An 11,380-nucleotide genomic window follows, 5' to 3' on the forward strand; every position below is an offset into this window, starting at 1 on the left:
CCTCCGGCCACCGCGTGCGGTAACGCTGCGGTCGGGCGGGGCACAGGAAGGTGGGGTGCAGAAAGACCGCCGGTGGCAATCAGCCACCGGCGGACGGGGCCTGATCGCGCACGCACCGATGGTTCGTCAGGCGATGTCGGGCCGTCAGGCGATCTCGGGCTCGACAAGTCCGGCAAGTTTGCGCAGCGAGTCCTGCCAGCCGAGATAACAGGCCTCGACGGGGATCACATCGGGCACGCTCTCCTGAACCACCGTCATCTCGGTGCCGACCGAGACGGCGGTCAAGCGGACGGTCACGGTCATCTCGCCGGGCAGGTTCGGATCGTCGAAGACATCGCTGTAGACCAGCATCCGGCCGGGCACGAGTTTCAGATAGGTGCCGCCGAAGCCATGGCTTTGACCGGTCGTGAAGTTCCGGAAGGACATTCTGTGCCGGCCGCCTTCCGTCGCCTCAAGCTCATGGACCGTACAGGTAAACCCATAGGGCGGAAGCCAGCTCGCAACCGCGTCGGGCTCAAGAAATGCCCGATAGATCTTTTCAGGCCTGGCGGTGAAGACGCGATGCAGCTTGATCGTATTGGGCATGATCGTTCCGTTCATTGATCTCTGGCGTCACTGCCATGATTACCCGGCGACCGCAGCTTCCAGTGCCGCGATGTCGATCTTCTTCATCGTCATCATCGTCGCCATCGCGCGCTTCGCCGTCGCACGATCGGGGCCGGTCGTCAGCTCCATCAGCCGCCTCGGCGTGATCTGCCAGGAAAAGCCCCAGCGATCCCTGCACCAGCCGCAATCGTTCTCATGGCCGCCATTGCCGACGATCGCGTTCCAATAGCGGTCTGTCTCGTCCTGATCGCCGGTCAGCACCATGAAGCTGACGGCTTGGCTCGCCTTGACATGCGGGCCGCCGTTCAGGCCCAGGAACCGCCGGCCCAGCACGGTGAATTCGACGGTCAGTTCACTGCCTTCCGTCCCGCCGGGATAGTCGGAGGCGGCCGCGTTCACCCGGTCGACATGGCTGTCGGGAAAGGTGGCCGCATAGAATGCGGCGGCCTTGGCCGCCTCGCCGTGGTCGAACCACAGGCAGGCTACGAGATCGGTCATCATGGCTCTCCTTGGATGTCAGGGGCTCCGTGGATGTCCGGGGGCTCTGTGCCATGCGCCGCTCAGTCGGCCTCTCCAAAGCCCGGATATTCCAACTGCATTGCAACCACGCGAGCGGTGGGCGCGCCATAACGCCCGGCGATCGCGTGGAGCGTCTGGTCCAGGGCATCTGCCGGCCCGCGATCGGGGAACGTCGAGACGGCGCGATCCGTCGCCCGGCCGGTCGCGTCCCGATCCGGCAGCACGCGGACGCCATTCGCCGTCACAACCGTAGCCGTCGATGCCGCGACTGTGAAGACACCGGACCGATAGGTCCGCGACCAGGCATCGGCGACCAGGGCCAGCGACGCCTCGTCGATGCCCGGCTCGATGCGGATGCCGTGGGTTTCCCGGTTCCAGAACGCCATGCTGTTGGCAAGGACGGTGGTCGCGAACCGGCGGGTCAGCCTGAACGCGTCGCTGGCGTGGCGCGCGCCCCATGTCTCAAGGCCCAGATCGCGGGCCACAGTCTCGGCCTTTGCCCGCCCGGCGATCGCCTCGATCAGCGTCAGCATCATCGGCATCGACGCGGTGATGCCGGTGGTGGTCGCCACAATCCCGTCCACGACCATCCGCCGGTCGGCGACATAGTCGATATGCGGGCTGCGCTCCAGCATCTCGCCCACATAATACCAGTGGGTCGTGGCGCGGCGGCCGTCGAGAAGCCCGGCCGCGCCGACCACCTTGGCACCGGCGCAGATGCCGATGATCATTGCCCCTTTCCGGGACTGGTTCTGCAACCAGGCCAGCACCACCGGATCGTCGTCGCGGCTCATCGCGGGTACGATGACATAGTCGGCGCCACCGGGATGGTCGGCGTCGAACGCTGCTATCGTCGCGTCGGGCTCCACCCGCAGCGCCGGATAGAGCCGCACCGGGCCGGGGCCGGTCGCCAGCATCACCACCTCGGCAATGTCGGCGCGGCGCAGGATGCCGGTCGGTACCAGATAATCGGTGGTTTCGGTGGCGTCGTTGAGGCCGATGACCGCGACCACCGGACGATCACGGTCCATGGGCTTCAATGATGCGAGCATGGCATCCCGTTCGGCGGGCGGCACGGCGGGGCCTTCGGTCGCGGCGGGTGCCGGCGGCAGGCTGAAAACCCAGCCGGCAAAACCGGCCAGAGCCAGCAGCACGACGGCGACGCCGCCCCGGATGACCATGGATGTCCGCATCGCTGCCTCTTCTGATCGACGGGTGGAACAGGGCGTCAGCCGACCGACCGGATCGGCCGGTCAATCGACTATTCCGCAGGCTAGATCCGATAGCGTTTGGCGGACATGACAAAGAGGGCGTATTTTCTGCCAATGCATCATGTCGTCCTGATCGTCTATCCGGGGTTCGAACTGCTCGACGCGTCAGGCCCTGCGTCGGTGTTCAACAGCGCCAATCGCGCCCTGTGCCAGCAGGGGCGGGCACCGTTCTATGCTGTCGACCTGGTGTCTGCCGGCGGCGGGCCGGTCGACAGCAGCAGCGGCATTGCCGTCGACACCACGGCGATTTCCGCCCTCGCGCCGGGGTGCGCCCAAACGGTTCTGATTGCCGGCGCGGAACGGGAGCATCTTCTGCCGGCCATGGCCGATCCGGTGCTTGGGGCCGCCCTGCCGGGGCTGGTCGCCGGTGCGCGACGCTTCGGGTCGGTGTGCAGCGGCGGCTTCATTCTGGCGGCGCTCGGGCTGCTCGATGGCCGGCGCGTCGCCACCCATTGGGACTCCTGCGAGCCGCTCGCCCGGCGCTTTCCTGGCATCACCGTCGATCCGGATGCGCTCTATGTGGTCGACGGGCGGCTGTGGACCTCGGCCGGTGTCACCACGGGCATCGACATGGCGCTGGCGATGATTGCCCGCGACCTCGATGCCGCCATCGCCGGCGCGGTCGCGAAGCGGCTGATCCTCTATGCCCGGCGCCCCGGATACCAGTCTCAGTTCAGCCCGATCCTGACGGCGCAGGTGCAGGCCGACAGCCCCTTCGCCGATCTGATCGGATGGATACAGTCCAATCTCGATGAGCCGCTGGATGTCCCCTCGCTCGCCGGGCGCGCGGGCCTGTCCGAACGGACCTTTCACCGCAAATTCGTGGCGGCAACCGGGGAAACGCCGGCACGGTTCGTCGAGACGGCCCGGCTGACCGCCGCGCGCCTGCTGCTCTCGCGCGGCCTGTCGCTCAAGCTGGTGGCGGGCCGGGTCGGCCTGTTCCCGACCGCGCGGCTTTCGGAGGCCTTCGCCCGGCGGTTCGGCATCACGCCGGCGCTGTTCCGCGAGATGCATACGGAACTATGACGGCTGATCATAAGGGCCAGGGAGGCGGGCGACCTGCCGCCGAAGGGCGCGCCTGCACGGGCCGCGCTCTGTGCATCTGCGAACGGTCTTCAGGTGCACTGCACAAAATATATGCGGAATGATCCTTCCCGAAGAATAGCTGCACAAATCATGGACAATTCCGCCGCCTGCTGCACGGGCAGGGCCGGAGCAGACAGGACCGGAACGGCGGAATGCCGCGATTTCGCCGGATTGGCACGCCAGTTGCTAATAAGAACCCGAGGCAGATGACGGGGTGGGGAGCACCTCGATCGTTTACTGATGATGCACAGCGCTTCGTCAGTATTCGATATGTTGTCTGCTTGTCTAGGAAGACCGGACGAAACGAGTACTAAGATCCTTCGAAAAAAGATTTGACCAACACAAGTTACGATGGTCTAATCACTGACGAAGAGACGGCTTCACGAGACAGAATGTTCTTCCGAAAGGAAGAACTAGCCGGGTTGAGGGCACGGACGGAGTGCTTGAAGCGGGGGTGAGTGCTTTCCGCTCGACCCTCAACCCGGATCGCCTTGTGAAGCAGGCGTGCTTCTTCATCCATCTTCTGCTTAGGCTCTTCGGTTACCTCTCCACACTGTCGACTTTACGGCCGGTCGGATCTTTGGATCCTGCCGGCCGTTTCTTTTGTTGGCGATCATTCATCATGGCCGGCGGATAACATGCCAGGCGCGGACAAAGAAAAGCCGCCCCCTGACATTGGGGGCGGCATCGGATCTGTCGGCGAGGTCGGCGGCCGGCGGCCGTCAGGGCTTGCGCACCCAGGTGCCGTTCTGCGGCATCACCAGGCTGCCCGATGGCGCGCGTTCGATGATCTGGGCGCCGGCGATCTGTTCCACCGCCGACAGCGATGTGCCGCGCTTGCCGGCGATCTCGCGATAGCGGTCCTTGCGCTGCAGGTTGATCTGGTCGATCACCCGCTGGGTCGCGGCGTCGCCCTGGCCCTTGACCACGGCCACATAGCCGTCGAAGCGTTCGCCGACCGTGCCGGATGCCTTCAGCGCATCCAGATCGGCCTGCTGGGCGATGGCCGTGGCCGGCAGCGCGGCGGCGCCGATCGTGACGGCCAGCGGTGCCGCCAGAACCGCCCGCAGCAACAGGCCGGCGGACAGGTGGCGATGAAAACGCGACATGGTCATCAGAACAGCTCCGGTTCAGAGGAGAGCAGGTCTTCGATGTCCTTCTCGACGCGGACCCGGACCTCATGCTCGATCTTGACGTTGACGTTGATCACGATCGGCTTTTCGGGCGCCTCGACCCGGACGGTCGGCTGGCAGGCGGCGACGAGCAGGGCGAACAAGGCCGGTGCCGCCAGCAGCGGCGGCAGCGATATCCGTGGCAGCGATATCCGTCGGGCCATCGGGCCTCCCATCTTGTCGGATCGTCGGTCTTCGGAAGCCGGACGCTCGCCGGGGCGGCGGACCGGGTCGGGTGGCCATGTCACTGCGGCGTCAGCCCCTCGATACCAAGCCCGGCCCCTGATGCATCGAACAGGCGACCTTCGGCTGACAGTAGCTGTGCCAGCGGTCCGCGGACATCCAGATTGATTTCCATCGGGTATCCGTCATACACCGCCGGGCTCGATCCGGCGAGGGACAATCCCGCGACCAACTCGCCTTCCAGCGGGCCGTCGAGGGTCATGTTCAATCGCTCGACCCGGAAATCCTGCAAGGCGCGGGCCAGCAGGTCGGCGCCCTCACCCGCGGAGCCGGCCGCCGAGGCGGCCGCATCCGATGTCCAGCTCAGCCGGCCGGTGCGTCCGGCCAGCACCGCTTTGTCGATGCGGATGCCATCCTCGGCGATCACGACCGGAATGGTGCCCGATATCCGGCCATCGGCGGTCAGCGCCGGCTGTTCGGCCAGGGCCGCCAGCAGCGACAATTCCAGGGCCTCGGCCTTCACGGTCAACCGGCGCGGTCCGTCGGCGCGGGGCAGGGTGGTCGGCTGCACCGACAGCCGGCCACCGGCGAAGGGCCAGGTTGCTTCCAGCAGGTCGATGGTCTTCGGCGTCAGATTGGCGGTGACCGTGCCGCCGGTCAACTGGATGCCGGCATCGACCCTGCCGATCTCAAGGGTCTGCGGCCCTGTGGTCACCCATGGGTCCGGGCCGGTCAACACGATCTGGCCGTCGATGCCCGACAGGCTGGCGGCATCGACGGTCACGCCGGTGGCCACGATGTCGATCACCGCCCGCAGCGCCATCGGACGGTTCGGCCGCCAATCGGCGCGCAGATGGGCGGCGGTCTGGCCGGTGACGCCACTGAACAGCCCCGCCACCACGGGCGCGATGTCGACCGGCTGAAGGCTGCCGCGCGCCCAGTTGACCGGCCCCAGCGCCAACGTGGCATGGCCGCGCCCGCCGGCGGGATCGTGCGTGATGGTCACCGGGCCGCCGATCCGACCGGCGGCGTCGGTCAGCCGGCCTTTCAATGCCACGGCAGACGGCGAGGCGGTGCCGGCGAGCGTGATGGCGAGCGGCACCACGCGTTGTGGCTGTGCGGTATCGTCCACCCGCAGCGACAGGCTGGCGATCCGCGCCTGCGGGTTTGCCGTGGCAAGCTCTGTGGCCGTCGCCGTGCCGGCGATGTCGCGCAGGGTGACGCCGGCATCGGCCAGGGTCATCCGACCGCCTTCAAGCGTCAGGGCAAGGGGCCCGGCATCATCTGCGGCGAGCCCCGGAATCGGGCCGGTCAGGGTAAGCGCGGTCAGGCTGGCCTGCAGGCCCGGGCTGGTGACTGCGGCGTCGCGCAGAACGGCGGACAGTATGGCCGCGCCATCCGGCATCATCCGCAGCAGCGGTTCGCCATCGGTTGCGCACAGGCGGGCATTGCCGATCGCGGTGGCATCGCGGCCCTCGCCCAGCCTGATTGCGGGCAGGGCCAGACAGTCCGGCACTGTGGCGGTCAGGCCGCCATCGGTCAGGCTGCGGGTGACGGCGGCCGCGATCGGCACCGGTGCCGCATAGGCCATCGACCAGCCGTCGCCCCCGCCCTCAAGGGCGATCGTGCCGGCAATCGCGATCTGTTCGGGCTGCCCCGGCTTCGGCGGCGCCAGTTGTGCGGTTAAGGCGATCGGCCCGGCGATATCAGCCGATCCGTCCGCCGCGGCCCAGGCGCCGCGGCCGTCGAGTGCGATGGCGAGGCCGTCATCGCCGGCAATATCGGCGCGGCCGTCATAGCGCATCACGGCATTGCCGCCGGTATCCAGATAGGCGGCATCCAGCCGGTCGATCACAAGATTGTCGATCGGCAGGGCCAGGGGCGATGCCGGGCCGGTGGTGGCAGCGCCTTCGGCCGGGTTGTCTTCCAGCAGGGCAGCGAACGGGCCGGGCGCACCCTCTACAAGCCGCAGGGTCAGATGCCCGATCCGGGCATCGGTCAGCCGCCCGGCGCGCAGGGCATCCAGCGTGAAGCCCAGGCTGAGGTTGTCGGCACTGAGGCCCGATCCGCCGGCTGCGGCGGTGCCGTCATCGGATGCGGTGGGGCCGACATCGCCGATGCGCAGATCGGTGATGACCAGCCGGCCATCGGTGAAGCTCTGCGCGCCGGTGGTGACCGGCCCGATGCCGCGTGCCTCCAGCGCATCAATGGCCATCTCGACGGCGATTGCCGGACCATAGCGCCACAGCACCAGACCTGCGGCCACGACAAGACCACTGCCCGCAAGAAGAATGACGGCGAGCCGCCGACCGGCCATGGCATGATCCCCGCGTGATGAGACATCGGCCATGATAATCGATCGGTGGCGGTTTGGCCCGCCCCGGTTGCGGGTGCGCCGCGGCTGCCTCTCCCTGTCCGACGCCCGCCCCTGTCCGACGCCCGCCCCTGTCCGACGCCCGCCCCTGTCCGACGACCGCCCCTGTCAGAGGATGAACCTTGTCAGAGGATGAAATCGGCGGCGGTCAGGGTGCCGGTGAAGCCGATCAGGTTGATTTCGATATCGGCTGCGCCATCGCCATTGGCGTCACCTAGAACCACCAGCCGGCCCGCGGCCGACTGAACCCGGATTTCGGCCGTGGTTCCGGAAAAGCCGCTGCCATCGATGAAGCTGAAACCGTCATCGGCGATGGTGGCGGGATTGGTGTCGATACCCGACAGGTCGAGGCGGTCACCGTCTTCCTGGCTGAAATCGAGGATGTGGTCACCACGCCCGACCCGGCTGTAGATGGTGGCGGCATACAGGAACCGGTCGGCGCCACTGCCACCGCTCAGCATGTCGGTGCCGCCGCGGCCGTTGAGCTGGTCGTCGCCGCCGCCGCCCATGAACCGTTCGGCGGTCTCGTTCGACTGTCCCTGGATCAGATCGTCGCCACTGCCGCTTTCGATCACCTCGATCGAAATCAGCCGGTCATTGGCGGCCGATCCGCCCCGACCGAGACCGCTGTCCAGATTGATATCCAGATCCCGGGTGTCGTCGGTATAGCGCATGGTGTCACGGCCGGCGCCGCCATCGATATAATCGGCGCCGTCACCGCCGCTGATGATGTCGTCGCCACCATTGCCCAGCAGGGTGTTGTCGCCGGCGTCTCCGATCAGCAGGTCGGCGAAGGCGCTGCCCCCGGCCCCTTCGATGCCGATCAGAATGTCGCCGGCGGCGTCGCCGCCCGATGCAGCCGCAGTGCGCAGATCAATCGAGACGGCGGCGTCTGAATCGCCATAAAACACGGTGTCGTTGCCGACGCCGCCATCGATCCGGTCGGCGCCGGTTCCACCGATCAGCACGTCATTGCCGGCGCCACCGGTCAGACGATCGTCACCGGTGCCGCCAGACAGGACATTGGCTGCGGTGTCGCCGGTCAGGCTGTCGTCGAATGCGCTGCCGATCAGGTTTTCGATCGCCGTCAACTGGTCGCCGGCGGCGTCGCCGCCAGCGGTGGTTGCCGATGCAAGGTCGATCTGAACCGCAGCGCCCGACAGGCTGTAGCTGACGGTGTCGCTGCCGTCGCCGCCATGCATGCGGTCGGCGCCGGTGCCGCCGACCAGAACGTCGTCGCCGCCCCGGCCGGCCAGCAGGTCGTCTCCCTGCCGGCCATCGAGAAGATTGGCGCCGTCATTGCCCAGCAGCGCGTCATCGCCGCCCGCGGCGATCAGATTCTCGATATTGAACAGCCGGTCACCCTCGGCCTCGCCGAAGCGGCCGGTGCCGAGGTTGAGGTCGACCTGAACCCGGCCGGCGCCATAGACAGCCGTATCGGTGCCATCGCCGCCATCCAGCCGGTCGGCGCCGAGGCCGCCGGTCAGGTAGTTGTCGGCGGCATCGCCGGTGATCCGGTCGGCGCGGCGGGTTCCGACGACCGCTTCGATCGAGAGATAGGTGTCACCTTCGGCCGAGCCGCCAAGCCCGCGCCCAAGCGCCAGATCGACATCGACCGGCAGCGCGCTGCCAGCCGGGTTGTCGCTGTGGTAGTCGATCGTGTCGAGGCCATTGCCGCCATCAAGGCTGGACCCGCCCATGCGTCCGATGAGGTAATCGTCACCATCGCCGCCCCGGATGTCGTCGCCGCCGCCGCCGCCATCCAACTGGTTCGCGCCGTCGGTGCCGGTCAGGATATCGTCGGTCGTGCGGGGGGTCGTGACGGTCACGCCGTCGATGGTGGCGGTTACCAGCCGCGGCGAGACGATGATGTTCTCGATATCGATATAGCGGTCGCCGGCGGCGATGTTGCCGCTGCCCAGGCCGGTCGCCAGATTGATCGTCAGGCTGCCGCTGGCGGCATAATACTGCACCCAGTCATTGCCGGCGCCGCCATCGAATGTCGTCGGCCCGTTCTCGACCGTGTCCGCGCCGGCATCGACGCCATCGAGCAGGAAATCGTCGCCACCGCCGCCTGAAATCCGGTCCAGGACCCGGAAGCTGCCGTCAAAGCCGTTGTTCCAGATCAGATCGTTGAAATCGCTGCCGATGACGATCTCGATCGATGTCAGCAGGTCCAATTCGCCTGTGACCCGGTCGGTGATGCCGCTGCGCCCCCCGATCACCGCATGCCCATGGTCACTATAATCGGCAATATCGGTGCCGCTGCCGCCGTCGAGGATATCGTCGCCGCCGCGACCGACCAGCCGGTCGTCACCCGCGCCACCAGTCAGGCTGTTGGCGCCATTGTCGCCTTGCAGACCATCGTCATAGGCGCTGCCGGTCAGGCTCTCGATGCCGGAAAAGCGGTCGCCACTGGCGTCGGTGCCAGTCTTGGTTCCATTCAAAAGATCGATACGCACCGCCGATCCGGCGCTGGCATAGGACGCGGTATCGTTGCCGGCGCCCCCCTCGATCAGGTCGGCGCCACCGCCGCCTTCAAGGATGTCGTCGCCGTCGAAACCGCGCAGAACATCGTCGGCACCGCTGCCGGTCAACTGGTCGCCATGGCTGCTGCCATGAACGATCTCGATGCCGGTCAGCCGGTCACCCTCGGCATCGCCGCCGCTGCCATTGCCTGAGCGCAGATCGACGACGACGCCGGCGGCGCTGTCGGTATAAGACGCGGTGTCCCGGCCGGCGCCGCCCTCCAGCAGGTCGGCGCCGCCCCGGCCGCGCAGGACATCGTCGCCGTCGAAGCCGCGCAGCGTGTCGGCGGCGGCACCGCCGGCAAGCTGGTCGGCAAAGTTGCTGCCATGAACGATCTCGATGCCGGTCAGCCGGTCGCCCTCGGCATCGCCGCCGCTGCCATTGCCTGAGCGCAGATCGACGACGACGCCGGCGGCGCTGTCGGTATAAGACGCGGTGTCCCGGCCGGCACGACCGTCGATCCGGTCGGCGCCGCCCCGGCCGCGCATCACATCGTCTTCATCCGTGCCAGTGAGGCTGTCATCGCCCGCGCCGCCGGTAAACGTCGCCATCTGCTGTCCCCGCTCATGGCAGCCGACCCTGTCGGAATGTTCTGGGTGGCGGCAGCGGACGATAGCAATATGTGCATTGTCAGGCAACAAACTGTGGGGAAGATCGCGTGCCACGCGTTCGGCGCGGATGCGGGAGCCGCCGCCGGCCGATCATCCGTATCGGCCGGCGGGCCATGCCTCAGCCCTTGGGCGGATAGACCTTCCAGCCGCGGCCGGATTTGCGGCCGATATGGCCGGCGGCGACCTTCTGCTTCAGCAGGCTGCCCGGCCGGAAGCGTTCGCCATAGGCGTCGTGCATGATTTCCTGGGCCTGAAGGCTCAGGCTGTTGGTCACCACATCCATCAGGTCGAAGGGGCCGACGGGATGGCCCAGGCCCAGGCGGCAGGCCTTGTCGATATCCTCCGGCGTGGCGACACCTTCCTCGACCAGCTTCACGGCCTCGATCAGAAACGCATGCAGCACCCGGTTGACCGCGAAGCCCGGCACGTCCTTGACCCGGATCGGCTCCTTGCCGGCGTTGCGGCACAGATCCATCACCTCGTCGACCACCTCCTCGGCGGTGTCGAAGGTGGGGATCACCTCGACCAGTTTCATGCGGTGCACGGGCGAGAAGTAATGCGTGCCCAGAAACCGCGACTGGCGTTCGGCCGATACCACCGAGGCCAGGGTGGAAATCGGGATGGTCGAGGTGTTGCTGGCGATGATCGCGTCGGCGGGCAGGATCGTGTCGAGCTGCCGGAACACCGCCTGCTTGACCGACTGATCCTCGAACACCGCCTCCACGACCACCTGCCGGTCGGCGAAATCGTCCAGGCTGTCGACCGCGCGCAGATTGCCCAGTGCGCGGCCCTTGTCGGCCTCGGAAAAGAAGCCGCGACCGATGCCGCGGTCCAGCACGGTCTCAAGCCGGACGATCGCCGCGTCGGCGGCGGCGCGGCTCTGGTCGGTCAGCAGCACGGAATGGCCGGCGACGGCGAAGATCAGGGCGATCTCCGATCCCATCATGCCGGCGCCGACAACGCCGATCGGCTTGGTCATGGTGTGTTTCCTCGCATGGTGTCTTGAGGGGGAGGGGGCGTGCGCGGGCT

At 67.3% G+C, this 11,380-nt stretch carries 9 protein-coding genes; 1 reads left to right on the forward strand and 8 read right to left on the reverse strand.

Going from position 1 to position 11,380, the window contains the following annotated elements; genetic code table 11:
* Nucleotides 1–144: 144 nt before the first annotated feature.
* From WG924_RS21125 to WG924_RS21135, 3 genes are all read right to left on the reverse strand, one after another.
* A complete protein-coding gene (locus WG924_RS21125) occupies nt 145–585 on the reverse strand; it encodes an SRPBCC family protein (protein ID WP_345935029.1) in 441 nt (146 codons plus the stop codon).
* Nucleotides 586–624: 39 nt separating this feature from the next.
* The gene (locus WG924_RS21130) at nt 625–1,104 is read right to left on the reverse strand and encodes a VOC family protein (RefSeq protein WP_345935030.1); all 480 of its coding nucleotides are present in this window, start codon (nt 1,102–1,104) and stop codon (nt 625–627) included.
* A 62-nt stretch (nt 1,105–1,166) separates the two neighbouring features.
* Nucleotides 1,167–2,318, reverse strand: coding sequence for a DJ-1/PfpI family protein (locus WG924_RS21135; RefSeq protein ID WP_345935031.1), 1,152 nt, complete (start codon nt 2,316–2,318; stop codon nt 1,167–1,169).
* A gap of 132 nt (nt 2,319–2,450) precedes the next feature.
* Here WG924_RS21135 and WG924_RS21140 point away from each other — a divergent pair, with 132 nt between their 5' ends.
* The gene (locus tag WG924_RS21140; RefSeq protein ID WP_345935032.1) at nt 2,451–3,422 is read left to right on the forward strand and encodes a GlxA family transcriptional regulator; all 972 of its coding nucleotides are present in this window, start codon (nt 2,451–2,453) and stop codon (nt 3,420–3,422) included.
* Nucleotides 3,423–4,204: 782 nt separating this feature from the next.
* Here the strand turns inward: WG924_RS21140 and WG924_RS21145 are convergent.
* From WG924_RS21145 to WG924_RS21165, 5 genes are all read right to left on the reverse strand, one after another.
* Nucleotides 4,205–4,597, reverse strand: a complete 393-nt coding sequence (locus WG924_RS21145; protein ID WP_345935033.1) for a YdbL family probable chaperone protein — start codon at nt 4,595–4,597, stop codon at nt 4,205–4,207.
* Nucleotides 4,597–4,818, reverse strand: coding sequence for a YnbE family lipoprotein (locus tag WG924_RS21150; protein WP_345935034.1), 222 nt, complete (start codon nt 4,816–4,818; stop codon nt 4,597–4,599). The genes WG924_RS21145 and WG924_RS21150 overlap by 1 nt, the downstream gene beginning before the upstream one ends.
* Before the next feature lie 80 nt (nt 4,819–4,898).
* Complete coding sequence (locus WG924_RS21155; protein ID WP_345935035.1) at nt 4,899–7,154, reverse strand: intermembrane phospholipid transport protein YdbH family protein; 2,256 nt, start codon at nt 7,152–7,154, stop codon at nt 4,899–4,901.
* Between the two features lie 182 nt (nt 7,155–7,336).
* Nucleotides 7,337–10,291, reverse strand: coding sequence for a calcium-binding protein (locus tag WG924_RS21160; RefSeq protein WP_345935036.1), 2,955 nt, complete (start codon nt 10,289–10,291; stop codon nt 7,337–7,339).
* A gap of 178 nt (nt 10,292–10,469) precedes the next feature.
* Nucleotides 10,470–11,330 (reverse strand): 3-hydroxyacyl-CoA dehydrogenase family protein, encoded by an 861-nt coding sequence (locus WG924_RS21165; protein WP_345935037.1) that lies wholly within the window; start codon nt 11,328–11,330, stop codon nt 10,470–10,472.
* Nucleotides 11,331–11,380: the final 50 nt, after the last annotated feature.

Source organism: Tistrella arctica (genome assembly GCF_039630945.1).
GTDB classification, from domain to species: Bacteria; Pseudomonadota; Alphaproteobacteria; order Tistrellales; family Tistrellaceae; genus Tistrella; species Tistrella bauzanensis.

Excerpts from the sequence above, each read along its gene's own strand:
- WG924_RS21145 (WP_345935033.1), bottom strand. The coding sequence starts at position 4,597 with ATGACCATGTCGCGTTTTCATCGCCACCTGTCCGCCGGCCTGTTGCTG.
- WG924_RS21155 (WP_345935035.1), bottom strand. The coding sequence starts at position 7,154 with ATGGCCGGTCGGCGGCTCGCCGTCATTCTTCTTGCGGGCAGTGGTCTT.
- WG924_RS21135 (WP_345935031.1), bottom strand. The coding sequence starts at position 2,318 with ATGCGGACATCCATGGTCATCCGGGGCGGCGTCGCCGTCGTGCTGCTG.
- WG924_RS21150 (WP_345935034.1), bottom strand. The coding sequence starts at position 4,818 with ATGGCCCGACGGATATCGCTGCCACGGATATCGCTGCCGCCGCTGCTG.
- WG924_RS21125 (WP_345935029.1), bottom strand. The coding sequence starts at position 585 with ATGCCCAATACGATCAAGCTGCATCGCGTCTTCACCGCCAGGCCTGAA.
- WG924_RS21140 (WP_345935032.1), top strand. The coding sequence starts at position 2,451 with ATGCATCATGTCGTCCTGATCGTCTATCCGGGGTTCGAACTGCTCGAC.
- WG924_RS21165 (WP_345935037.1), bottom strand. The coding sequence starts at position 11,330 with ATGACCAAGCCGATCGGCGTTGTCGGCGCCGGCATGATGGGATCGGAG.
- WG924_RS21160 (WP_345935036.1), bottom strand. The coding sequence starts at position 10,291 with ATGGCGACGTTTACCGGCGGCGCGGGCGATGACAGCCTCACTGGCACG.
- WG924_RS21130 (WP_345935030.1), bottom strand. The coding sequence starts at position 1,104 with ATGACCGATCTCGTAGCCTGCCTGTGGTTCGACCACGGCGAGGCGGCC.